Origin of the sequence: Synechococcus sp. C9 (assembly GCF_022984075.1) — a bacterium.
GTDB lineage: Bacteria > Cyanobacteriota > Cyanobacteriia > Gloeomargaritales > Gloeomargaritaceae > Gloeomargarita.
Window position 1 is genome coordinate 2,321,755 of sequence record NZ_JALAAD010000001.1, and the last position, 24,209, is coordinate 2,345,963.

Annotated in this window: 17 protein-coding genes and 1 tRNA gene; 11 read left to right on the top strand and 7 right to left on the bottom strand. The window is 53.2% G+C overall.

The genetic code is table 11. The features are described from left to right. Nucleotides 1-24 precede the first annotated feature (24 nt). The 3 genes from rsmB to MLD66_RS11375 form a co-directional block, all read right to left on the bottom strand. A complete protein-coding gene (gene rsmB / locus MLD66_RS11365) occupies nt 25-1,407 on the bottom strand; it encodes a 16S rRNA (cytosine(967)-C(5))-methyltransferase RsmB (protein WP_247217961.1) in 1,383 nt (460 codons plus the stop codon). Then, entirely contained in the window at nt 1,373-2,506 is a 1,134-nt protein-coding gene (locus MLD66_RS11370) for a glycosyltransferase family 4 protein (RefSeq protein WP_247217963.1), read from the bottom strand. The genes rsmB and MLD66_RS11370 overlap by 35 nt, the downstream gene beginning before the upstream one ends. 337 nt (nt 2,507-2,843) lie before the next feature. Continuing rightward, on the bottom strand, nt 2,844-4,541 hold the full coding sequence (locus MLD66_RS11375) for an extracellular solute-binding protein (RefSeq protein WP_247217965.1): 1,698 nt from the start codon (nt 4,539-4,541) through the stop codon (nt 2,844-2,846). A gap of 44 nt (nt 4,542-4,585) precedes the next feature. On the opposite strand from MLD66_RS11375, the gene MLD66_RS11380 reads away from it, so the two are divergent. The 9 genes from MLD66_RS11380 (at nt 4,586) to MLD66_RS11420 (ending at nt 15,920) form a co-directional block, all read left to right on the top strand. Then, entirely contained in the window at nt 4,586-5,431 is an 846-nt protein-coding gene (locus MLD66_RS11380) for a transglutaminase family protein (RefSeq protein WP_247217967.1), read from the top strand. 213 nt (nt 5,432-5,644) lie between these two features. Continuing rightward, nucleotides 5,645-7,366, top strand: a complete 1,722-nt coding sequence (locus MLD66_RS11385; protein ID WP_247217968.1) for a M61 family metallopeptidase — start codon at nt 5,645-5,647, stop codon at nt 7,364-7,366. Nucleotides 7,367-7,426: 60 nt separating this feature from the next. Continuing rightward, nucleotides 7,427-7,651 (top strand): DUF6761 family protein, encoded by a 225-nt coding sequence (locus MLD66_RS11390; protein WP_247217970.1) that lies wholly within the window; start codon nt 7,427-7,429, stop codon nt 7,649-7,651. After that, nucleotides 7,651-9,096 carry an FAD-linked oxidase C-terminal domain-containing protein gene (locus tag MLD66_RS11395; RefSeq protein ID WP_247217972.1) on the top strand — a complete coding sequence of 482 codons (1,446 nt, stop codon included), beginning with the start codon at nt 7,651-7,653 and terminating at the stop codon, nt 9,094-9,096. The genes MLD66_RS11390 and MLD66_RS11395 overlap by 1 nt, the downstream gene beginning before the upstream one ends. A gap of 441 nt (nt 9,097-9,537) precedes the next feature. After that, the gene (locus MLD66_RS11400; RefSeq protein WP_247217981.1) at nt 9,538-10,809 is read left to right on the top strand and encodes a glycosyltransferase family 2 protein; all 1,272 of its coding nucleotides are present in this window, start codon (nt 9,538-9,540) and stop codon (nt 10,807-10,809) included. 40 nt (nt 10,810-10,849) lie between these two features. After that, entirely contained in the window at nt 10,850-12,367 is a 1,518-nt protein-coding gene (locus MLD66_RS11405; protein WP_247217983.1) for a UbiD family decarboxylase, read from the top strand. Between the two features lie 29 nt (nt 12,368-12,396). Further along, nucleotides 12,397-12,478, top strand: a tRNA-Leu gene (locus MLD66_RS11410). A gap of 634 nt (nt 12,479-13,112) precedes the next feature. Beyond that, nucleotides 13,113-15,068 carry an iron uptake porin gene (locus tag MLD66_RS11415; RefSeq protein ID WP_247217986.1) on the top strand — a complete coding sequence of 652 codons (1,956 nt, stop codon included), beginning with the start codon at nt 13,113-13,115 and terminating at the stop codon, nt 15,066-15,068. A gap of 369 nt (nt 15,069-15,437) precedes the next feature. Further along, nucleotides 15,438-15,920: an SRPBCC family protein gene (locus MLD66_RS11420; protein ID WP_247217988.1), complete on the top strand. Its 483-nt coding sequence runs from the start codon at nt 15,438-15,440 to the stop codon at nt 15,918-15,920. On the opposite strand, the gene MLD66_RS11425 is transcribed toward MLD66_RS11420, so the two are convergent. From MLD66_RS11425 to MLD66_RS11440, 4 genes are all read right to left on the bottom strand, one after another. Beyond that, the gene (locus MLD66_RS11425) at nt 15,917-16,144 is read right to left on the bottom strand and encodes a hypothetical protein (protein ID WP_339396988.1); all 228 of its coding nucleotides are present in this window, start codon (nt 16,142-16,144) and stop codon (nt 15,917-15,919) included. The genes MLD66_RS11420 and MLD66_RS11425 overlap by 4 nt on opposite strands. A gap of 9 nt (nt 16,145-16,153) precedes the next feature. Beyond that, a complete protein-coding gene (leuD, locus tag MLD66_RS11430; protein ID WP_247219104.1) occupies nt 16,154-16,729 on the bottom strand; it encodes a 3-isopropylmalate dehydratase small subunit in 576 nt (191 codons plus the stop codon). A 176-nt stretch (nt 16,730-16,905) separates the two neighbouring features. Beyond that, nucleotides 16,906-17,781 carry an alpha/beta fold hydrolase gene (locus tag MLD66_RS11435; RefSeq protein ID WP_247217990.1) on the bottom strand — a complete coding sequence of 292 codons (876 nt, stop codon included), beginning with the start codon at nt 17,779-17,781 and terminating at the stop codon, nt 16,906-16,908. Then, nucleotides 17,769-19,889 carry a transglycosylase SLT domain-containing protein gene (locus MLD66_RS11440; RefSeq protein ID WP_247217992.1) on the bottom strand — a complete coding sequence of 707 codons (2,121 nt, stop codon included), beginning with the start codon at nt 19,887-19,889 and terminating at the stop codon, nt 17,769-17,771. The genes MLD66_RS11435 and MLD66_RS11440 overlap by 13 nt, the downstream gene beginning before the upstream one ends. Nucleotides 19,890-20,282: 393 nt before the next feature. Here MLD66_RS11440 and MLD66_RS11445 point away from each other — a divergent pair, with 393 nt between their 5' ends. Both MLD66_RS11445 and carB read left to right on the top strand, forming a co-directional pair. After that, nucleotides 20,283-20,906, top strand: coding sequence for a hypothetical protein (locus MLD66_RS11445; RefSeq protein ID WP_247217994.1), 624 nt, complete (start codon nt 20,283-20,285; stop codon nt 20,904-20,906). A 51-nt stretch (nt 20,907-20,957) separates the two neighbouring features. Continuing rightward, the gene (carB, locus tag MLD66_RS11450; RefSeq protein ID WP_247217996.1) at nt 20,958-24,206 is read left to right on the top strand and encodes a carbamoyl-phosphate synthase large subunit; all 3,249 of its coding nucleotides are present in this window, start codon (nt 20,958-20,960) and stop codon (nt 24,204-24,206) included. Nucleotides 24,207-24,209: the final 3 nt, after the last annotated feature.

Here is a 24,209-nt window from a genome sequence, read left to right on the forward strand (position 1 = left end):
AAATGGCTAAGATATGCCCCTGTACTATAACGGTTTCGGCGCATCGGCCCAACCCCGCACCAATTTTGCCACAAAAAACCCATCCATATCATGCCGTTGCGGCCAAAAGGTGACGGTGTGGGTGTGGGGGTCAAGGGCAGAGCTTAGCTCCGCAGGCAGTACGGGGGGCACTACCGCCCAACCTGGATGTCGTGCCAAAAAGGTTTGCATCTGCTGTAGGTTCTCCTGGGGGTTGAGGGTGCAGGTGGCATAGACCAAAATTCCCCCCGGTTTGACCCAAGTCGCCGCCGCTTGGAGTAATTCCTGTTGCGTTTGTACTAAAGGGGTTACATCCTGGGTTGCCCACCGCCAACGGGCTTCGGGATGACGGTGCAGGGTTCCCCAGCCACTACAGGGCACATCCAACAATACCCGGTCAGCCAACCCCTGCCAATCCCCAAAGGAGCGAGCATCCCCCAGGCGATAGCGCACACAGGTCAGCCCCAACCGCTGGACATTCTCCTGCACCTGGGCTAACCGTTGGGCACGGATGTCCGCCGCCCAGACCACCCCCCGATCTCCCATCAATTCAGCGATATGGGTGGTTTTGCCCCCAGGCGCGGCACAGGCATCCATCACCGTTTCCCCCGGTTGCGGGTCGAGGATCAGGCTCACCCATTGCGCCGCCGCATCCTGCACCAGCCAATGCCCTTCCCGGAACCCCGGCCAGTCCGTCACTCGCCCGCCATCGGTCACCTTGATCCCTTGGGGTAGATGGGGCACCGCCGCCGCTTTGATCCCCACCTGCTGGAATTGTATTAATAAAGTATGTATATCCGTCCGCAGGGGATTCACCCGCAGATACATCTCTGGGGCTTGGTTGAACCATTGGCACAACTGCGCCGTTTCCGTTGCTCCCACCTGGGTTAGCCAGGTTGCCACCAGCCGCACTGGATAACTGTATTGCCGTGCCAGCGCTCGGACGGGTTCTGCCGGTAACTTGAGGGGAAATTGCCGGGGATGATGACCCGCCAGGCGGAGATAATTTCGCAAAACCGCATTCACCAAACCCACCCAGCGGCGACCCACCGTTTGCCCCACCCATTCCACAGTGGTATCCACAGCGGCAAAATCGGGAATCTGCTGGCAAAAGTGCAACTGGTACAGCCCCACCTGCAACCACCACCGCACGGGGGTAGGCGGCGACCGGGGCACCAACTGGTCAATCACCGCATTCAAAAAACCCCGCTGGCGGGTCACCCCACAGACCAATTCCATTAACAAGCGCCGGTCAGGTAAGGCCAGGTCATCCGTTAAATATTTAGCCAAGACCTGGTCCGTACATTGTCCTGTGGCAATATCCCCTAGGGCTAGCCAAGCGAGATAGCGGGGGTCAGCGGGAATAGACCGGGCGGACAATTTCCGCATAGAGGGCTTCCAGGAGGGCTAAATTGCGGCTCAGGGTATAACGTTCCAGCACCCGTTGGCGGGCTTTGGTACCCAAAATCCGACGAAATTCCGGTTGTTCCGCCAGCATCGGCAGTAGCGTGCGTAACTGGGTCGCCACCCCCTGCGCCGCCAGGACAATCCCCGCCCCCTGTTCCAGCACTTCCCCATCCGCCCCAGCATCCGTTGCCACACAGGCCAACCCGCAGGCCATCGCCTCCAACAGCGACAGGGACAAACCTTCCACCAGCGAGGGCAGGACAAACACATCCGCCCCCTGCAACAGGCGAATCCGCTCCTGTTCCTGCGCCACAAACCCCAGCCACAGCACCCCCTGCTCCGGGCCATAGTGGGTCATCAAATTCGCCGCCAAAGGCCCATTCCCCACCATCAGCAGTTTGGCACGACTGCCCATTTCCGCCCGTTTCCAGGCTTGCAGGAGGGCTTCCACATTTTTCTCCAAAGCGATCCGCCCCTGGTAAATAAACAGGCAATCCGCATTAAATTCCTGCTTGAGCGTACTCCAGCCGGGCGTGTACCGCTCCGTATCCACCCCATTGGGAATGATACACAGCCGCTCCCCCGGCACCCCCAACCGCACCAGCAAATCCTGTTGCAAACGGGAAAACACAATCACCCGGTCGTAGTTGCTCAGGCAGGGGGCGTAGAGTTGATAGGTCAAAAATTGGGTGCTGGAGGCAAAATTCAACCCCCGGGCGGCAAAGGGCGGGTGGAACGTCGCCACCAACGGCAGACCCAACTCCCCGCAGATTTCCGGCAGACTGAAATCCAAAGGCGACAGGGTTAGGGAAGCGTGTACCACATCCGGGCGCAGTTTCCGCAGAGTCCGCAGGAGGGTCTGGCTAGCACCGGGGCTGGGCAGGGTGTAGATTTGGGATTTGTACAGACAGGGTAGGGAAAATTCCTGATCCGATGGGACATCCGCATCTTTTTCTGGCTGGGCGGCAAAATGCAAGAAACTCACCTGATACCCCCGATCCCGCAGGGCATTGGTGACCTCCCGACTGTAAGTGACATTCCCACAAAAAGGGGATTTTTTCCCTAACCAGGCAATGTGCATCCCCTCACCCCACCATTCGCTTGGAATTATCTTGGCATCATAAACCCATCATAAGGGGTATCTCTCTCGACTGGCACCATCAGAACCTTATTGCCTTAACATACCCTATGAATAACAAAATAATAACAAGATTACTTAAAACCAGAACGGGGTGATTCCCGGCGACCCTTTGGTTTCATAAATATAAAAATAAATATAAAATTTTCATTCATGATTCAAATGGGATTTCTAAATATAGCAATCCTACTTGATTGATGAACAGAAATTCCCCAGAACCAAGTACGGGGGCGGTGCCCCTGCGACTCCTGTTCCATTTTTTTTAGGATTGCTATAGATTCTAAAACTCTAACTGTAAGTCAGCCATCACATTGGCAATGGTTTCCGGTTTCCCCAGTTTGTAATACCCGCCACTGACTGTGGCAATGCGTTGCAACGCTTGGGGATTAAACTCTCCTTCTTCGCCGTAACCGATGGTGAAAAAGCTGATGCGTTCATCCGTATTCAGTCCACTTTGGCGCAGTTTCTGTTCCAGTTGGGGCAGGGTGATGCGGGAGCCGTTGTCTTCCCCGTCGGTCAATACCACCACCGCATTGATGGCACCAGGGCGGAGATTTTTGCGTAACCAGTTCTGGGCAACCAACACGGCATCGTAGAGTACCGTAGCTCCCTTTGCCTGCAGACTGTTCACAAAAGCCAAACCCTGCTGTTTCCCGGCGGCATCCCCGCGGATGAAGATGGGGGGATCCACCTGGGAGCTAAAGCGAATCAAAGCGAGGTCGTCCTGGGGGCCAAGATTATTAATGTAGGTGTAAAGGGACTGTTGTACGGCAGCCAGCCTTTGCCCCCGCATTGATCCCGAATCATCCACCACCACCACCACCCGGGAGGGCTTTTTCGCCACCTGTTCCCAACCACGCAACATGGCGGCTACCACTTCTGGGCTGGGGGGGCGCAGGGAATTGTAGTTGGGTTGGGGCTGTACACCGTTGGCAGGGGTAAATTGGGCACCCAAGCCAACACCGGGGACACCAGGGCGCAGTCCTAAGCGAGCCGCCAACTCCTGGGTCGGTTGAGAGCGCATAAACTGGATCACCTGCTGGGCGGCTTCCCGTTCCTGGGGGCTGACCCAGGGGGCGTTGGGCAGGATGGCACGCATATTAGAGGTAAACGTGGCTTTGGGGTAAATGGCGACGTAGCGGGTCTGACCGGGGCTGGCTTTTTGGTTCGCCTCAATCACCGCCGATTCATAGACCGAGCCGATGGATGCCCAAAAGGGTCCGTATCTGACCATGTCCCGTGCCAAACTGCCGGTGGAAATGCCGTAGCGGGTCACTTTCGCCTGGATGGTTTTCACCTGGGGAAGATAGGTTTCTACGTCTTTCACGGTCAGTTGTTCCGGGGGTTTGCCGGAGACTTCCGCAAATTGGGTCACCAGGGTTTGTAGCCCGGAATTGGAACGGGTGGGGGCGGTCTGGACAAAGAAAATTTTCAGGGCGGGGGCTTTGGGGTCAATGTCTTGAAAGGTGGTAGCAGGCAGAATTTTGCGATAAACCGAATCCACATTTTTCAAACTATCCGCCACCTGGCTTGGCACCATAAACACCATCGGGCTAAAGGCAATCAGGGGCGTTTCAGTGATGGGAGGGATATAATTTTTACCGGGAAATAACTGTTCGATACGGGCAATTAACTGACTGTGGTAAATATCCCCATCCAAAGAAATTAACGTAGGGAATTGGGGGTTATCTTCCTTAATTTGTCCCTGTTGCCACTGTTGGGCGAGATTCACCACCTGGGTAACCACATCGCCAGTGCCAAGAGTGGTACAACTAATTCGGAAACGGGTGCCATCAGCCAATTTGGGGTTTTGCTGGTTGAATTGGGGTACGGCTTGCTCACAAAATTCCTTCAGGGCACTGCCAAATAACAGCTTGATTTCCAATCCCGGAGCTTGGGTTGTCGGATTGCTCGCAAAACCACACCCACCCGCCAGCAGTGCCAGCCCCAGACTCCAACCCCACCGGTGATGTTTCATAATCATTTCCCCCGATGCAGACGCTCCCCTGCATACTGTATATCATGCGTTATCGGATTCACCACCAGCTTGTTTACACCTATCCAGAGCCGGTGCAGTTGTCGCCCCAAATTCTCCGGCTGTATCCCCGCTGTGACTGTACCCAAACGGTGCAGGCATGGCAGTTGACCCTTGACCCGCCGCCCCTACGTCGTTATCACAATATCGCCCTCGATGGCAGTACCGAGGTGCAGGTGATCTACAACCAAACCATTCGCCACTGGCGGATTCAGATGGCAACGGAGGTGGTGACGCACCGGCAGAACCCGTTTGATTTTTTACTAGACCCCTGGGCGGTGCATTTACCGATTGATTATCCCCAGCGTTTGGCGCAGGAGTTGCATCCTTACTGGGAAGTTCCCCCCGACCCGGTGGCGACGACCCTGGCGCAGGAATTGATCATGGCGACGGATGGGCAAGTCCTGGCGTTTTTGAGTGAATTAAACCAAACCCTGTACCGCGAATGTACCCATTTTATCCGTCCGGCGGGTACCCCTTGGCCTGCGGGGGTGACCTGGCAACAGCGGCGGGGTGCCTGTCGGGATTTGACGGTTCTGTTTATGGCGGTTTGTCGGGCGGTGGGGTTGGCGGCTCGGTTTGTGAGTGGGTATCACGAGGGCGACCCGGATTGGCAACACCGGCATTTGCACGCTTGGGCGGAGGTGTACCTACCGGGGGGAGGCTGGCGGGGCTATGACCCAACCCACGGTTTGGCGGTGAATGACCGGTATGTGGCGTTGACGGCGCGACCCCAGCCCCAGGACACCCTGCCTGTTACGGGCTATATCCTCACGCCGGGGGTAAACAGCCATCTGGAATATGAGATCAAAATTCAGGGCTTGGATGAATAAATCGGGCTATTTTCATTGAGTAATTCTAATTTAAGGGCATCTCTATAGCAATCCTACTTGATTTACATTAGCTTGCGTGCCGTAGGCATACAAAAATTTTCCAGAACCAAGGGCGGGGGGTGCCCCCCTGCGACCGCTAACGTTGAATTTATAGAGGTGTCCTTAAGAATGTTACTGTACAATAGTTACACTACTCCCACTAATTCCTAACCCATGTCCCGCCACATTTATTATCAAATTTCTGCGCCCCAGCCAGCGACCCACTATCTGGAAGTTACCATGCAGATTCATTTTTGGGATCAGGATGTCCTTGATCTGAAATTGCCCGTATGGACACCCGGTTCCTATCTGGTTCGGGAATATGCTCGACACCTAGAACAATTCCAAGTCGGTGGGGGATTGACGTGGCAAAAACTCAGTAAAAATCATTGGCAGATGCAAACCCCAGGCGTAGATAAAATTACGGTTCAATACCAACTTTATGCAAATGAATTATCTGTGCGTACCAATCATGTGGATGAATACCATATTTACATCAATGGAGCGGCTACATTTTTATATATTCCCCAGTGGCGACATTTACCGAGTGAAGTCGAGATCATTCCACCCTACAGCCATTGGCAGGTCACGACCGCCTTGGCACCCTGCGGAAATAACCGTTTTCTCGCCTTAGATTATGATACATTGGTGGATAGTCCAATAGAGGTGGGTTGCCACTCGGTTTATGAATTTACGGTGCAAGATATTCCACATCGGTTAGCAGTTTGGGGCAAGTTAAATTGTGATGTGGAAAAATTACAGCATGATATAATCAAAATCATTGAAACAGAAGCGCAATTATTTGGTGGTTTACCCTATGAACATTATTTATTTCTGCTCCATTTAACGACCCAGGGTTACGGAGGCTTGGAACATAAAAACTGTTGCTCTCTCATTTATAGCGAACAGGGGATGGGTTTGCCCTCAAAATATCAACGATTTTTGAATTTGGTTGCCCATGAATTTTTCCATCTTTGGAATGTGAAACGTTTGAAACCGGCGGAATTTATCCCTTTTGATTACGACCAGGAAAATTACACCCCATCCCTTTGGTTTTGTGAAGGGACAACCAGTTATTACGATTTGGTCATCCCTTGGCGGGCGGGCATTTATGATGCAAAACAGTTCCTCAAACTATTGGGAGAAGAGATTACCCGTTATTATCAAACTCCGGGGCGGGAGGTACAGAGTTTAACCGAAGCCAGTTTCGATGCTTGGATTAAATACTATCGGCGGGATGGAAATAGCCCCAACAGTCAAATTTCCTATTATCTGAAAGGGGCATTGGTAACGTTACTATTGGATTTGCAGATTCGCAAAAAGTATGAAAATCAACGCTCATTTGATGACGTGATGCAAAAAATGTGGCAAAAATTCGGTCAAGCAGAAGTGGGATTTACCCCTGCCCAACTTTATGAAACCATTCAGGCGGTTTTGGATGAAGATTTAACCCTGTTTTGGCAAAATTATATCACGGGTTTGACCCCTTTGCCCCTAGCGGAAACCCTGGCGGATTTTGGTTTAGAATTGCGCCCCATTCCCGGAAAAACCCCCTTTTTAGGCATCATTTTAGAAGCCAATCGCCATGTGGTGAAACAGGTTTTGCGCCATTCTCCCGCTTGGTGGGTGGGGATTGACCCGGGGGATGAAATAGTCGCCTTGGGGGGACGGCGGGTGAAGCGGGAACAATGGTCGGAGCAATTGCAGGAATTTGCGGTGGGGGAAACGGTGGAATTGTCCGTATTTCGGCGGGATGAGTTACGCTCCTATCTGGTGACGTTGGGGGCACCCCAGCCGGAGGGGTATCAGATAGAACCGCTGGCGCACCCCAGCCCAACCCAGCGGGCACTTGGAACGGGTTGGTTGGGAACCTTGGCGTTTTGTCCCCAAACGTAAAGATAAAATTCAGTACAATAAGGATTACGGGGAATTGATGCGGTTGCAAGGAGGGCGGCAATGTTGCAGGACACGAGGGCGATTCGTTTTTATCAGCGGTTGACGGATGCTTTGGTGGAATTGCGCCAGCGTGGCTATTCCCTCGATGAACTGCGATTGTACTTAGATGGCTATTTGGCGGCTCTCCGTCATGGAAGTGAGTTGGAACCCTACTTGGTGCATCGTTTGGAAGAGGAGACGGTGCGGTTTATGTATGACCCGGCGAATTTGACGGGGGTGTCCTAGTGGTGGACTGGGGGCAGGTGGCGGAGGAATTTGCCCGTTGTCTGGAACCCCGGCGGGTGGTGCGGCGGCGGGAGGAATTGTTGGTTTATGAATGCGACGGGCTGACCAGCTATCGCCAGCGACCGGCGTTGGTGGTTTTGCCGAAAACGACGGCGGAAGTGCAACATGCCATCAACATTTGCCGTAAGTACCATATCCCCTTTGTGCCCCGGGGGGCGGGAACGGGCTTGTCGGGGGGGGCACTGCCGGAGGAGGAGGCGGTGCTGATTGTCACGGCGATGATGCGGCAAATCCTGGCGGTGGATGTGCCCAACCGGCGGGTGGTGGTGCAACCGGGGGTGATTAACACTTGGGTGACCCAGGCGGTGAGTGGCAAGGGTTTTTACTATGCCCCTGACCCGTCGAGCCAGACCGTGTGTTCCGTCGGGGGGAATGTGGCGGAAAATTCCGGCGGGGTGCATTGCCTGAAGTACGGGGTGACCACGAACCATGTGCTGGGCTTGACCATGGTGACGGCTCTGGGGGAGGTGGTGGAACTGGGGGGCATGGTGCCGGAACTGCCCGGTTATGACCTGACCGGCGTGGTGGTGGGTTCGGAAGGCACCCTGGGGATTGTCACCGAAGTCACCCTGAATATCCTCAAAACCCCAGAAGTGGTGCAGGTATTGTGTGCGGATTTTGCTACGGTGGCGCAGGCGGGGGCGGCGGTGTCAGCGATTATTGCGGCGGGCATCATTCCCGGCGGTATGGAAATTATGGACAATTTAAGTATCAATGCGGTGGAAAATGTCGTCGCTACGGGCTGTTATCCCCGGGATGCGGGGGCAATTTTGCTGGTGGAGGTGGATGGCTTACCGGGGGAAGTAGCGGAGGCGATGGGGCAGGTGCAGGCGATATGTAAAACCCAGGGGGCACGGGGGATTCAGGTGGCGACCGACCCCCAGGAGCGGTACAAACTCTGGCAGGGGCGCAAGGCGGCTTTTGCGGCGATGGGCAAGATCAGCCGGGATTATTATGTGCAGGATGGGGTGGTGCCCCGCAGTCAACTGCCCCGGATTTTGCAGGAAATTGAGCGGTTGAGCCAGGCATCGGGCTATCGGATTGCCAATGTCTTTCATGCGGGGGATGGAAATTTGCATCCTTTGATTTTGTTTGATGAATCCGTGCCGGGAGCCTTGGAAGAAGTGGAGCATTTGGGGGGGGAAATTCTCAAACTTTGCATTCAGGCGGGGGGTAGCATTTCCGGGGAACATGGGGTGGGGGCGGAAAAACGTTGTTACATGAGTGATTTATTTTCCCCTACGGATTTGGAAACCATGCAGTTACTCCGGCGGGCATTTGACCCCGACCATTTAGCCAATCCCAGTAAAATATTTCCTACCCCCCGCACCTGTGGCGAACGGGCAGAGGCGGCGCAAAAATTCCCGCAATTGCAGGTCTATTAGGGTGGGTTAATCATGCTGATGGTTTCGTTGTGATTGAATTTTGAATAGCGGTCGCAGGGGGGCACCCCCGCCCTTGGTTCTGGAGGATTTCTGGATGCCTACGACACGCAAGCTGACGCTAATCCAATAGGACTGCTATATAAAATTCTTATTCACAATTCAGGTGAGATGACCATAACGCCCAATCGTGGCAGGTCATGACCAACCTACTGCCCCACCAGGGTTTTGCGGATCATTATTCACCAATCGAGTAAAATTTAGGATGTTTCCCCATACACGAAGCTCCTACTCCTCCCCACCGGCAGTGCAAGCGTCTCCAAGCTGGTGGGGGTCAAGAACTTGAACCAATCTGTTAATGTAAATACGGATGTGAGGAAGGAACGTTGTGGCGTGTCTCATCAAGGTCTGGGGCAAAGTAGTTGAGCCGCTGGGAGGGTCATCGTGTCTGGCCTAGCGTGGGTGACAACGATTTTGTTCGTTTTGTCCGCCCTGCTGGGAATTGTCGAGGCCACCGCCACCTGGTTGGGCTACCGTACCATCACCCGCCAACGCCTACGCCGCCAAGTCCAGGGTCGGGATAGCCAACTCCCCCGTTATTCGGTGATTGTGGTCGCCTATCTTCCCAATGAACAGGGAATTATTCTCGATACCCTCACCCATTTGTTGCAAACATTGCCCCGTCCCCAGGCGGGTTTGGAAATCATCCTGGCCTACAATCGCCCCCAGCCCTTGCCCATTGAGGGACAACTCCAGCATTTGGCCGCCCATTACCCGGAACTGAAACTGCTCCACGTGGAAGGCAGTCACTCCAAAGCCGAAAATCTGAATGCGGCTATTCATCTGGTGACCGGGGTGATGACCTTGATTTTGGATGCGGATTTGAAACCCGCTCCGGAGAGTATTCGCCGTGCCTGGCGCTGGTTAGCTGGGGGACAGTACGATGTCGTGCAAGGTCGGAATGTGATCCGCAACGCCCAAGATAATTTTTTGACCCGGGTGGTGGCGGTGGAATTTGAACATCTCTACGGGGTCAGCCATCCAGCTCGTTCCCTGTTGGCGGATTTGGGGATTTTTGGTGGCTCCAATGGCTACTGGCGCACCCACGTCCTGCAGGGCATCCGGTTTAACCCCCAAATGCTCACGGAAGATATTGATGCGACCTTGAAATTGCTCCTGCGGGGGTATCGCATCATTCACGACCGGGATGTGATTGCCACCGAATTGGCACCGGTAGATGGCGGGGCACTCTGGTCCCAACGCCGTCGCTGGGCACAGGGCTGGTTTCAGGTGGGGTTGAAATACACCTGGCCGATTATCCGCTCGGAACATCTGGGTTGGGGGCAAAAAATCTATTTACTTTGTATGTTCGTTTGCGGTATTGCTCTGCACTTTACCATTATCTATTACCCGGTCATTCTCTGCCATGAACTCGCCAGCCTCGATTCCCTGCCCGCCCCGGCACTCCAATGGTTTGGCTGGGTTACGGCTTTACTACTGGTCAGCGGCCCTTACCAAGTATTCGTGGCTCATCGGGGGCGCAGTCATGCTTCTCCTTGGACGGGCTGGGATTCCCTATTGTATTGCTTTGTCCTGCCAGCGTACTCGTTTTTCAAAAACATCGTCTGCTTGGTGGCTGTGTACTACCAACTGATTGGCCGCCGGGATTGGGTCGTCACCCGCCGGGGTTCCCTGTACAGCCATCTAAGCCGTTAAGAATCGTTACAATTAAACATAGATTCATGAGGCAGAGCCAATGGCACGGGATTTGCGGGGGTTTATCCAATTATTAGAAAAACGGGGGCAGTTGCGGCGGATTAAGGCGTTGGTTGACCCGGATTTAGAGTTAGCCGAAATTACCCAGCGGGTGTTGCAAAGTGGGGGGCCGGCGCTCTTATTTGAAAATGTCAAGGGTGCTACCATGCCGGTGGTGGTCAATCTGTTGGGAACTTTGGAGCGGGTCTGTTGGGCTCTGCACCTGGAGCACCCCCAGGAATTGGAAGCTTTAGGGCAAAAATTGGGGCAATTGCAACAGCCCAAACCCCCCAAAAGTCCAGGGGAATTGATTGAATTTGGCAAGTTACTCTTGGATGTGGTCAAAGCCAAACCGGGGATGAGTTTTTTCCCAGTCTGTCAGCAGGTGATTTATCAAAATGAACAGGTGGATTTAACCCAAATTCCCATGATTCGTCCCTATCCGGGGGATGCGGGGCGGGTGATTACCTTGGGATTAGTGATTACCAAAGATTGCGAAACCGGTACTCCCAATGTGGGCATTTATCGCCTGCAATTGCAGTCCCAAAATACCATGTCCGTGCATTGGTTATCGGTGCGGGGGGGTGCCAGACATTTACGCAAGTGTGCCCAGCGGGGGAAAAAGTTAGAAATTGCCATTGTTTTAGGGGTTGATCCCCTGTTAATTTTAGCGGCGGCTACGCCGATTCCGGTGGAATTATCCGAATGGTTATTTGCGGGTTTATATGGGGGAACAGGGGTAAATTTATCCCGCTGTAAAACCTTAGATTTAGAGGTTCCTGATAACGCCGAATTGGTTTTAGAAGGGACGATTACGCCGGGGGAAATGGTGCCGGATGGTCCGTTTGGCGACCACATGGGCTATTACGGGGCGGTGGAGGATTCCCCCTTAATTCGCTTTCACTGTGTAACCCATCGGAAAAACCCAATTTATGCCACCACCTTTAGCGGTCGTCCCCCCAAAGAAGAAGCGTTGATTGCCATTGCCTTGAATCGCATTTACACGCCCATTTTACGCAAACAAATCCCGGAAATTGTGGATTTTTTCCTACCGATGGAAGCCCTGAGTTATAAGGCGGCAATTATTGCCATTGATAAAGCCTATCCCGGTCAGGCACGGCGGGCGGCGTTAGCATTTTGGAGTGCATTACCCCAATTTACCTACACCAAATTTGTGATTGTGGTGGACAAGGAGATTAATATCCGTGACCCCCGCCAGGTGGTGTGGGCAATCAGTTCCAAAGTGGACCCACAACGGGATGTGTTTATCCTGCCGGATACCCCTTTTGATAGTTTGGATTTTGCCTGTCCCAAGGTGGGTTTGGGGAGTCGCATGGGGATTGATGCCACCACGAAAATGCCGCCGGAAACGGAGCAAATTTGGGGGGAACCCCTGACTTCTGACCCGGATGTAGCCGCCTTGGTGACCCGCCGCTGGGCAGAATATGGTTTGGCGGATTTGGCGTTGGGTACGGTTGATCCCCGCCTGTTTGGCTATGAGATTGACGGGGCACTGTAAATAAGGGATAATAGTAAGTTGCTGGTTAAGCGGAACTGGCGGAATTGGTAGACGCGCATGATTCAGGTTCATGTGCCGCAAGGCTTCCGAGTTCGAGTCTCGGGTTCCGCATCAATCTGATGATGTAATTCCTGGCACACAGGGGTTATCGGTGTGGCTTTGGTAGGTAATGTTTTAATGGGCACTTCTAAAAATGGGTCGCAGGGGCGTAGCCCCCGTATTTGGTTCTCAATAGTATGGGCATTCTAGCGACATAACCTTCAATGGGTACAAATAAATAGAGGTGCCCTAATGAGGGATAGAATTGCATAAGGATTTAGTAGCTTTCTAATTAATTAGCCATGAGTACCCCCGTTACCAGTGAAGACATTTACAAATTGTTTCAGAAATCGCAAGCAGAAGCTGACCGACGTTTTGCCAAAACTACACCACCTATGGGGCAGTAGCAGGGATTGAAATCAACGATGGCGTGGATACCTATGCCTACCGCCAGGGTTTGTTTGTGATTCGACCGTCCGGGGATACGGTGGCGATGGTCAATGATGCGAATTTCCAACCCACCGCTTGACAGCCAATCAACACATCCCCAATCATACCCCGCATACCCCCGGAATTTTTAACCTTCTGTTAACCTCAGTACAAATTGGTCTTAAAATTGAGGGGGTAGAGTCACAAACGTGAACGAAGCGTGTATAGTAGAGATATGGGTTCACCAAACTCAGTAGTTCAGGTGTGAGGTGTTGTGATGCGTAGTACATTGCTGAAAATTTTTCAAGTTGCCCCCGCCGCCTTCGGTGCAGTGGTGGCGTTTGGGGGAGTCGCCAGTGCCCAAGCGGTACCTGCCGCTGAGCCGGTCAATCCCACTCTCCAACGGTCGGAACAGTATTATGTCGGTCCTTCGATGATCAATCAGGCTCAGGTGACTTCGGTTTCTGAGTTTGTGGATGTGAAGCCGACGGACTGGGCGTTTTTGGCTCTGCAATCTTTGGTGGAGCGGTATGGCTGTATCGTCGGTTTGCCCACCAATCCCCCGACCTACCAGGGGCGCAGGGCGACCACCCGGTTTGAGTTTGCCGCCGGTTTGAATGCCTGTTTGGATCGGATTAATGAATTGATTGCCGCCGCTGTGGAACCCTTGGCGACCAAGGAAGATTTGCTGGTTTTGCAAAAACTGCAAGAGGAGTTCGCCGCTGAATTGTCCATCATCCGGGGGCGGGTGGATGCGCTGGAAGCCCGCACGGCTTTGTTGGAGCAACAGCAGTTCTCCACGGTGACGAAGCTCCGCAGTGAGGTGATTTTTGCGCCCTATGGGGTGGCGGATACGGGGGTGGCCTACAACCGGATTGAGAATGCTCTGTTGAGCGGGAACCGGCCTTTTACGGGTGCGTTGACTGCGTTTCCTCCGCCTCCGCCGGTTCGGGGTCGGGGTGATGTTGTGGCTTCTGGTGCTAACCCACGGGGACTCAAGGCAAGCACTGCGGATAAGCTGGCGTTTAGCTACCGGGCACGGTTGAACTTTGACACCAGCTTCACCGGCAATGACTTCCTGCGGGTGCGGTTGCAGGCGGCGGATATTGCCAACTTAGCGACGACGGCAACGGGTGCCAACGAGGCTCGTTTGAGTTTTGATACGTTTACTGGCGGCAATGTCACGTTGGATGAATTGTTTTACCGCTTCTCTTTTGATAAAGGTCGGGGAACGATTCAGATCAGTCCAGCCAGTCCTGGTATTGATGCTCAGTTTTTTAGTTACGCTCCTTTGGCTTCGGATGGCACGGCGGCCATTTCCCGCTTTGGTCGGTTCAATCCCCTGTTTTATCGGCCAGGAAATCCCGGCGGTTCATCCTTCTTTGTGAATTATCAATTCAATCCCATTTTTGCCGTTGGTGCCAGCTATCAAGCCACCAACCCCAATTCCGTAGCAGTAACAGGTGCGAAATCCAGTGCCTGGAACCCAGATTTGGGGTTATTCGGTTCCAATTACACCGCCAACTTTTTATTGGATGTGCAACCCCGGCGTGACTTCCGATTTGGGGTGGGTTTTGCTCAGGTGTACAACGAGCATGTGAATCGTGTTGGTGGCACTGACGCCGCTCGCATCAACCTAACTGGTAGTACGGGGACGGATTTTGCCGTGAACCCCTTCAACCCGGCGGGTACACCAACACCCCCGTTGGCTGGTATTACTCGCACTGCGGTGAATATGCAGACCGTGAACCTGATGTTCCAGTGGCGGGCGATTCCCCAGTTCACGCTGGCTGGTTGGTTCGGTTATGGCTGGGTACGGGGTGAATCGGATACTGAAGCACCACCGGGGTTCAAACAAGGCACCCGCAGGGCCAACCTGTTAACGGCCGCTCTACAATTCGCTTTCCCGGATGTATTTGGTCGTCGTGGGGATTTGGGAGGGGTGATTGTCGGGATTCCGCCTTATGTGACAGCGAGTGAGTGGAATGGGAATACTTTGGCAAGTGGTAACAACATTCCTGCAGGGGTTGCTGGTGCTCCGAATACGCAAGGACCTCGTAAGTTGAACCTGCGGGATACTTCGGTGCCAGTGCATTTGGAAGCCTTTTATCGTTTCCAGGTGAACAAATTCCTTTCTGTTACCCCCGGTGCCTTTGTGGTGTTCAACCCCAATGGTCAGTCCGAGAATGACCCCTTGGTAGTTTATACGATTCGGACGACATTTGCGTTCTAAACCCTCACCCCCTGCCCTGCTTCTGGGATAGGGAAGTAACCATGCAAAGCGGCTGGCTCTTAGGGGCTGGCCGTTTTGGTTTTGGGATTGTCATCCTGGAGATAATTGGTTTATGCCTACAGCGATCAGGCAATGCCCAAAGTCTCGGTAAATGACTACATTTTTTATAGCAGTCCGATTCGATTAACGTTAGCTTGCGTGCCGTAGGCATAAGGGCGGGGGTGCCCCCCTGCGACCGCTAACTTTGAATTGATAGAGGTACCCTTCCCACCGGACAGGGTCGGTGAAACTTATATATCTATTGCAAAGTCGGGTCAAAACCCAGTTAAAGTCTTACAATGGTAAAGCAAAAATCTGGGAGACACGGGGATGGAACGGCGGCAACGCCCACAGGCACCCAAAAAAGCCAAAATTATGATCACCTACTACGCCCTGAGCAGTGCCCCAGTGGAACAAATTTGGCAAAAACTCGCCAATCTAGCGGATTTGTCCTGGCATCCCTTGGTGACCCGTCCCCACGTTCCTTGGGGGTTACTGCCCAAACCCGGACTCCTGTACGATGCGGTGTCCCGGTTATTTCCCTTGCGGGTGCGGATTTTTGTCGAGCGGGTGCAACAGCAACAACTGCTGAGCGTGCGGGTATTCGCCCTGCCGGGGTTGGAGGAACGGGTGACCTACCAGGTGCAATCTACGGTCTGTGGCACCCAGATTTCCTATTCCATTACCCTCAAGGGCTGGCTGTCGCCCCTGGTGTGGTCAGTGATTCGCCCCCGTGCCGCCCAGGTTGCCCGCCAACTGGCTCAGGCCGCTGAGGGTCGCCTGGTCAACATGGATGGTATCTCGGTGATTTAAGTTAACGTACCGGGAAACACCTGGGCAAATTCCGCCAGCAAATCGTCCATCTCCTCCAGGGCTTGGGTCACATCAATCCGCAGGGTGCCCAACTCCGGCTGGGAAAGCAATTGCACCAGCACCTCCCGTTTGCTTTGAATGGCTTTGACCTTCTGTTGTAATTCCTGCTTGTCCATAATTCCTCCAGAACCGCCGCTTTCTGACTCTAGGGAATTTTCCGGCAATTGTCCAGATCACCCCTCGGTCAACCGAGCCGCCGTCGCCAAAATCGCCTCCCGATTAGCTAGTAATTGGGCGCAGGCATCCCAGGTGCCTTGGCAAAGGGCCTGTTGTACCCCCGTTTCCATCCGCACCGGCCAGGTTTGGTCAGCGGCTCTGAGGGTCAACTGGGCAATATCCAGGGTCAATTCCTCGGTCGGGTTCGCCGTCAGCCGGTCTTGTAACTGCGCCACCACCGCCGCCTCTGCTGTGACCACCGGCAATCCCAGGGCTAGGCAATTTCCAGCAAAAATTTCTGCAAAACTTTCGCCGATGATGGCACGGATGCCCCAACGGTAGATGGCTTGGGGAGCGTGTTCCCGACTGGAGCCACAGCCAAAATTGGCATTCACCACCAAAATTTTTGCCCCTTGGTACTGGGGTTGGTCAAAGGGATGCCCTCCCTGCGCCCGGTCATCGGCAAATACATGGGCACCCAAACCCTCAAAGGTCACACAGCGCAGAAATCGGGCTGGAATAATCCGATCTGTATCAATATCATTTCCCCGCAGGGGCAAACCCCGGCCTGTAATGCGTTGAATGGCGGTCATGGTCATGGGCGGAGAACTTTGACTATCAGTAATCTTAAGCAATCTTAGATGATTTATGCGCATCAGAATCACATGACGACATCCCCTGGGCGATGAGAACCAAAGCGACCCGTGAGTGTCTCAATATAAATTTTTTCACGGACAATTCCGGTGATACTGCGATATTCAAGCCAAAATTACGCCCCCGTGCCCCATTGGTTCAGCCACTCATCCAGCAATTGATTCACCTGCACTGGTTCCTCATCCTGGGGACAATGCCCAGCAGGTACCACCGCCCAACGGATGTGGGGAAATTGCTGCACCCATTTACGCCCCTGGCGCACCGGGATCAATCGGTCATGTTCTCCCCAAATCAACAGCACCGGGACACTCAAGGCCGCCAAGAGGGGAGCCACCCGTGGGGCATAACCAGGACGACTACTGGCCTGCGCCATGCGACAGAGGGTCAACCCAGCCCCCGGTTCCTGGGCAGGGCGGGCAAACATCTGTACTAATTCCGTATTCACCGCACTGGGGTCGTGATACACCTGGGAACGGCACACCCAGCGAATCACCCCCGGTTGACGCAGGATCGAGAAAAGGGGTAACGTCACCACCGGGATCAACAGCCGCTCCAGCCCCCCCACCCAGGCATTCACCCAAGCCGGTTGCAGGGTCGGTCGTCCCTCCGGCAAACTCACCAGCACCAGCCCCCGCACCATGTCCGGGTGGGCAACCGCAGCGGTCAAACTCACCAACGCCCCCAGGGAATGCCCGACCAAACAGACCGGTTCGCCGATAAACCTGCGCCAAAATTCATACACCTGCGCCACCCATAGCCGCACCCCGTACTGCGCCGCCGCTTTCTGGGAATCCCCAAACCCCAACAAATCCAGGGCATACACGGGATGATGTTCCCCCAACACCGGGGCATTGTACCGCCAATGTTCTAACGCCGCCCCAAACCCATGCACCAGCAGAAGCGGCACCCCCTGGTGTTGACTGCCCTGGTAGCCATACCGCACCCGATAGCCCCGCCAAAACCAGTATCGCTGTTGGTTCACGACAGGCACAGGTGGGGGTTGACCCGTTCGCACACCTCGGGATTGTACAAACGCAAATAATTCCAGTAGTTGCCAAAGACCTGCCGGACATAATCCTGGGTTTCCGGGAAGGGAATCCGCTCCACAAACCGGTCCCAATCCCCCTCACCCTCCCGTTTGAGCCATTCATCCACATTCCCCGGCCCGGCATTGTAACTGGCGACGGCTAACAGGGCGTTTTGGTTGTATAAGCCATCCGTGTACTGCAAAAACCAAGTGCCTGCCCGCAAATTATCCTCCGGTTGACGGAGTTGGAAGGGGGGGCGTTTTAATTTTTCCGCAATCCAATCCCCGGTTTCCGGAAGAACCTGCATCAGCCCCACCGCCCCGGCACTGGAGACAATCTCCGGTTGAAAACGGGATTCCTGCCGGATCAGCGCCGTCACCAGCAGGGGGTTTAACCCATACTGCGCCGCCGCCGTGGGCACCTCCGGCCAATAGGCTAAGGGATAAAGCGCCTGCCAATAGGCTGGTTCCCGTTGCACTTGGGTGTACTGCTGTCGTTCGGTTTCTGTTTGTACCCGCCGTTCCAGGGTCGCCAGCATAAATAACCCGTCCAACCGTTCCCCCACCCCCACCCGCAGGAGACCGTCCGTAAGTTGCTCCGCTAGGGTAGGCTGTTGCCGCTCGGAAAATTCCAACTGCCACTGTTCCCAGGCATCCTGGTATTCCCCCAGGTGGTAGAGTTCCTGCAAGGTGGGCGAGCCAGCCAGCAAATTCAACGTCGCCCGTTGGGTCTGCACCGCCGGTTGCGCCTGGAGGATGCCCGTAAAATCCCCCACCGGCCAGCCCAACCGCACCGCAGAACGCCACGCATAGTAGGAATGGGGATACCGGTTCACCACCTGGGTATAAGCATCCTGCGCCCGCTCCTTCTGCCCCAACTGCCCTGCCCATTCCCCCAACCAAAACCCAGCTTTCGGGGCGACTTGGCTGGTGGGATTGTGCTGAAAAATCCCCTCCGCATAGTGCATGGCTTGGCGGAGATTGCCCCGTTGCTGTTCCCCCTGCGCCAATTCCCAACGCAGATTCGCCGCCGCCTCAGTCTGGGCATAACGGGAAAGCAGTTCCGTCCGGGTTTGACTCACCCGCTGGGTCTGCCCCGCCTGTTCCCACAGGGGTAACCGCTCCCACAGCACCCGTGCCGCCCGCTCCCCGTCCCGTTGGCGCAACTGCTGAAAATACTGCTCCCGTTGCGGGGAAGGTGCCAGGATAGAAAGATAGTACAAAGCTAGTACACCCTGCGGGGTTTCACTGTACTGCTGAAGTAGGTCTTGGTAATAGCCAATCGCCTCGGTGGTTTTGCCCCCCAACTGATGACCCCGTGCCACCCGGTAAAGGTTTTCCGCCGTCAAGGGAGCCAGCAGATAGGCGCGCCCCGCCTTCAGATAACTCTGTTTTTCCCAGTAGGCAAAAGCAATCGCCTGCCATTCCTCTGGAGTGAGTTGCGGGCGGTGCAAGTTGACGAGACGGTCGAGATATACCGTCAAATTGGGCAAATGCAGACCGTAGCGAGCCAGATGCACCAGCAAATCCCGATTATTCGGCTGACGTTCCAGGAGGTTTTGCACCCAGGCGACGGTTTGGGGATGGGCGGGATAGCGTTTTTGGGCTTCCTCGGTGCGTCCCAGGGCGATCAGGGCTTCAGCCGCCAATTCCTGATCCGGGTACTGGTCAACAATTTTTTGCCACCGGCTCTGAGCCGCCGCCAGATTCCCTTTTTTCTGATACGCCCGTGCCTCTTGCCAAAGAATTTGCGCCGACAGGACGGGATAATCCCGCTCCAAATCCGCCAATAACGCCAAAGCCTGTTTGGGGTTCCCCTGCGCCAGGGAATCCACCGCCAGCAGATATTTGGCTCGATACCGCTCTACCCCGTTCCCCTGCTTCGTTAGATGGGTCAATGCCCGTTGTCGCACTGGGGGGGACTGCTGTACCAGGGGGGTCAACGCCCCCAAAGCCGGGGCAGGACTGGACTGGGAAACCGCTGTTGGGCGCCGTCCGCTGTGCCAAAGCCAACCCCCCACGCCCAGGAGAGCGACCACCCCTGCCACCATACCCAAAGATTTCCGTTTCATAGGCATTGATACAAAAATTAACTTTTGGTGTGGGGAAGCGGTTACATTAGCAGGACACCGGAGTCAAAAGAATACCCCAGGATACTTCATTAATTATACTAATACTAATAATATCCTACTATTGTACTAGATTGTACTGACTATTGTACTAGATTGTACTAACAACATCCTAACTGTGATGGTTATCAGGGTGAAAAAGTTGCCGGGAAATATTTTTTTACCTCTAGCTCTTGCTTGGGGGCGGCAGATTGGTAAATTTGCTCAAACCCGATCAAATTTCTGGGTGACCCATGGTCTCTGGGACGTATATGGCAATCACAGATGCATAGCGGTGCCCTACAATTGCGAATTGACAGAGGGGTTCTTAAATCTTGAGTGAAAATGGAGGCGGAGATGCGACATAAAATTTTCCCCATCCTTAGTCTGCTGTGTCTCCTTGGTGGGGGCAGTCCAGTGCGGGCCGATTCCCCCATCACCTCAACCCCGATTGCGGATGTGTACTTAGATATTCCCTTAGTACAAAAAGCTCGGAAAACGGGCACATTAACTCCAGAAATGGCACAATTTTTATCCGACAATCGCTATCCCATCGACCAAAAAGCGGCGTTAGTTAATGCCCTTTCCTGGCGGGTAGAAGGGAAACAAAATGCCCAAATTTATCAAAAATTTTTGGCTGACCGCTATGGGGCAATGAATCTAAAAAAATTAACGCCCCATGAGGTGTTTGCCCTGGCTTATTTAACCGTAATGGATGATTATTTCAACCCAGAACGGGCGATGCCCCTGTTTGACCAAGCCCTCCTCCGCAACCGCAACAGCCTGACCGTGGGCTTGATTCGCATTCTCAACCGGGCGCAAATCGTCATGACCCAACCGGGGGAATGGTGCCGGGTGTGGCGTTTGGCAGAGGGAACGAACCAGAATCGCACCCTCACAGCGGATTTACGCCCCGCCGCCCGCAAAATTATCCTGGACTACATGGTTTTGTACCGGGATAGTTGTCCCCGTAACCCTTAAGTCGCCCCAGATCGTGTACCCTGATGCCAGGTTGTTTGTTTGGGAATGCCCATGCCCCGCCGTCAAGATATTAAAAAAATTCTCCTGATTGGTTCCGGTCCAATTGTCATTGGTCAAGCCTGCGAGTTTGATTATTCCGGTACCCAAGCCTGTAAAGCCCTGCGGGAAGAGGGTTACACGGTGGTGTTGGTCAATTCCAATCCCGCCACGATCATGACTGACCCGGAGTTAGCCGACCGCACCTACATTGAACCTCTGACGGTGGAAACCCTCAGTCAAATCATTGCCCAGGAACGTCCTCAAGCATTATTGCCGACGATGGGGGGACAAACGGCATTAAATCTAGCGGTGCGTTTAGCCAAATCGGGCATTTTAGCGCAATATAACGTGGAATTAATCGGCGCAAAATTGTCTGCCATTGAAAAGGCAGAAGACCGCAAACTTTTCAAAGAAGCAATGGAGCGAATTGGGGTGGGTGTGTGTCCTTCTGGGTTAGCCGAAACCTGGGAAGAAGCCCAACAAATTGCCCAACAAATTAGTTCCTATCCTCTGATTATTCGCCCCGCTTTTACCCTGGGGGGGACGGGGGGTGGTATTGCCTATAATCAGGAAGAATTTGAACAAATTGCCCGTTCTGGACTAGAAGCCAGTCCCGTATCCCAAATTTTGATTGAGCAATCTTTGCTAGGTTGGAAAGAATTTGAACTGGAGGTGATGCGGGATTTAGCTGATAACGTGGTGATCATTTGTTCGATTGAAAATTTAGACCCAATGGGGGTACATACGGGGGATTCCATCACCGTGGCTCCCGCCCAAACCTTAACCGATAAGGAATACCAACGCCTGCGGGATTACGCCATTCGGATCATCCGGGAAATTGGTGTCGAAACCGGCGGGTCAAACATTCAATTTGCGATTAACCCTCTGAATGGGGAAGTCGTGGTTATCGAAATGAATCCCCGGGTGTCCCGCAGTTCTGCCCTTGCTTCCAAAGCGACGGGATTTCCGATTGCTAAATTTGCGGCTAAATTGGCTGTGGGTTACACCTTGCCGGAACTGACCAATGATATTACTAAAAAAACTCCAGCGTGTTTTGAACCCAGTATTGATTATGTGGTGACGAAAATCCCCCGTTTTACGTTTGAAAAATTTCCTGGAGCTACGCCCTACTTGACCACCCAAATGAAATCCGTTGGGGAGGCAATGGCGATTGGACGTACCTTCCAAGAGTCATTTCAAAAGGCGATCCGTTCTTTAGAAACCGGGCGGGCGGGCTGGGGCTGTGACCGAGCGGAAGTATTGCCAACCCTAGAGCAAGTGCGGGCGAATTTACGCACCCCGAATCCTGACCGGATTTTTCATTTACGCCATGCGTTACTATTAGGAATGAGTATTGAGGAATTATACGAATTAACTGCCATTGACCCCTGGTTTTTGCGGGAATTAGCAGACTTATTAAGGGTAGAATGTTATATGAAAATTACCCCATTTGAACAGATTAGTGCCGAGGATTGGTACTTAATTAAACAAAAGGGGTTTAGCGACCGTCAAATTGCCTTTGCCACCCGTAAAACCGAAGCGGAAATCCGTGCCCATCGCCAAAAATTGGGCATCATTCCTGTTTACAAAACGGTGGATACTTGTGCGGCAGAATTTGAAGCCTATACCCCCTACCACTATTCCACCTATGAGCAGGAAAGCGAAATTCGTCCTACGGATAAACCCAAGGTGGTGATTTTAGGGGGTGGACCCAACCGAATTGGTCAAGGTATTGAGTTTGATTATTGCTGTTGTCATGCCGCTTTTGCTCTCAAGGCACAGGGCTACGAAACCATTATGATTAACTCCAATCCTGAGACGGTTTCCACAGACTACGACACCAGCGACCGGTTGTATTTTGAACCCTTGACTTTAGAGGATGTTCTCAATGTTTTAGAAGCCGAAAAGCCCATCGGTATCATCGTCCAATTTGGGGGGCAAACCCCATTAAAACTCGCCTTGCCCCTCTATCATACTCTTAATAATCAAAAGCATCTTATTACCCAAATTTGGGGTACCTCACCGATTTCCATTGATATTGCGGAAGACCGGGAAAAGTTTGAACAAATCTTGCGGGAATTGGATATTAAACAACCCCCCAATGGCATTGCCCGGGATGAACAGGAAGCCTTAAGTATTGCCCGGAAAATTGGTTATCCAGTGGTGGTACGTCCCAGTTATGTTTTGGGGGGGCGGGCGATGGAAATTGTTTATTCCGATGGAGATTTAGAACGCTACATTAAAACTGCAGTGCAAATTGAACCGGAGCATCCGATTTTGGTGGATAAATTCCTGGAAAATGCAATTGAAGTGGATGTGGATGCCCTGCGGGATCAAACCGGGACAATTGTGATCGGAGGAATTTTAGAACATATTGAGCAAGCGGGGATTCATTCGGGAGATTCCGCCTGTGTCTTGCCCACCTACTCTTTATCTGACCAAATTTTAGAGCAAATTCAGACCTGGACCAATGCGCTTGCCGAACGTTTAGAAGTTGTTGGCTTAATGAATGTCCAATTTGCCATCCAAGGGGGACAGGTTTACATTTTAGAAGCGAATCCCAGGGCTTCCCGAACCGTACCATTTATTGCTAAAGCTACCGGTGTTCCCCTCGCTAAACTAGCCGCCAGAGTGATGGCTGGGGAACGATTGGTGGACATAGGCATTACCGAAGCAGTGATTCCGAGTTATTATTCAGTGAAAGAGGTGGTTCTACCCTTTGAAAAATTCCCTGGTACGGATACACTTTTAGGTCCAGAAATGCGTTCCACTGGGGAAGTGATGGGAATTGCCACTGAGTTTGGTCGTGCCTTTGCCAAATCCCAAATTTCTGCCGGTCAAAATCTCCCCCTTGCGGGTCGGGTGTTTGCTTCTTTTAACGACCGGGATAAGCAGATTGCCGTACCGATTATTCGAGAATTAATTGAACTCGGTTTTCAAATTGTAGCCACCCAGGGAACCCGGCAAATATTGCTAGAACATGGCTTAACCGTTGAAAAGGTATTAAAACTCCATGAGGGTCGTCCTCATGTGATTGATTGGATTAAAAATGATCAAATTCAATTGATCTTAAATACCCCTTCTGGTGAGGATGCCCAAGCGGATGGGCAATTGATCCGTCGCACGGCTCTGGCGTACAAAATTCCTTTGGTAACGACGATTGCGGGTGCCCGGGCAACGGTAGCGGCGATTCGAGCACTGCAAGCGGGTATGCCTGCTCCAAAAACCATTCAAGATTATTACCAATTACTTCAGAAGTAAACT

Bases quoted from the DNA above. Each gene is read 5' to 3' on its own strand.
- rsmB (WP_247217961.1), bottom strand. From the start codon at position 1,407: ATGCGGAAATTGTCCGCCCGGTCTATTCCCGCTGACCCCCGCTATCTC.
- MLD66_RS11370 (WP_247217963.1), bottom strand. From the start codon at position 2,506: ATGCACATTGCCTGGTTAGGGAAAAAATCCCCTTTTTGTGGGAATGTC.
- MLD66_RS11375 (WP_247217965.1), bottom strand. From the start codon at position 4,541: ATGAAACATCACCGGTGGGGTTGGAGTCTGGGGCTGGCACTGCTGGCG.
- MLD66_RS11380 (WP_247217967.1), top strand. From the start codon at position 4,586: ATGCGTTATCGGATTCACCACCAGCTTGTTTACACCTATCCAGAGCCG.
- MLD66_RS11385 (WP_247217968.1), top strand. From the start codon at position 5,645: ATGTCCCGCCACATTTATTATCAAATTTCTGCGCCCCAGCCAGCGACC.
- MLD66_RS11390 (WP_247217970.1), top strand. From the start codon at position 7,427: ATGTTGCAGGACACGAGGGCGATTCGTTTTTATCAGCGGTTGACGGAT.
- MLD66_RS11405 (WP_247217983.1), top strand. From the start codon at position 10,850: ATGGCACGGGATTTGCGGGGGTTTATCCAATTATTAGAAAAACGGGGG.
- MLD66_RS11415 (WP_247217986.1), top strand. From the start codon at position 13,113: ATGCGTAGTACATTGCTGAAAATTTTTCAAGTTGCCCCCGCCGCCTTC.
- MLD66_RS11420 (WP_247217988.1), top strand. From the start codon at position 15,438: ATGGAACGGCGGCAACGCCCACAGGCACCCAAAAAAGCCAAAATTATG.
- leuD (WP_247219104.1), bottom strand. From the start codon at position 16,729: ATGACCGCCATTCAACGCATTACAGGCCGGGGTTTGCCCCTGCGGGGA.
- MLD66_RS11440 (WP_247217992.1), bottom strand. From the start codon at position 19,889: ATGAAACGGAAATCTTTGGGTATGGTGGCAGGGGTGGTCGCTCTCCTG.
- MLD66_RS11445 (WP_247217994.1), top strand. From the start codon at position 20,283: ATGCGACATAAAATTTTCCCCATCCTTAGTCTGCTGTGTCTCCTTGGT.
- carB (WP_247217996.1), top strand. From the start codon at position 20,958: ATGCCCCGCCGTCAAGATATTAAAAAAATTCTCCTGATTGGTTCCGGT.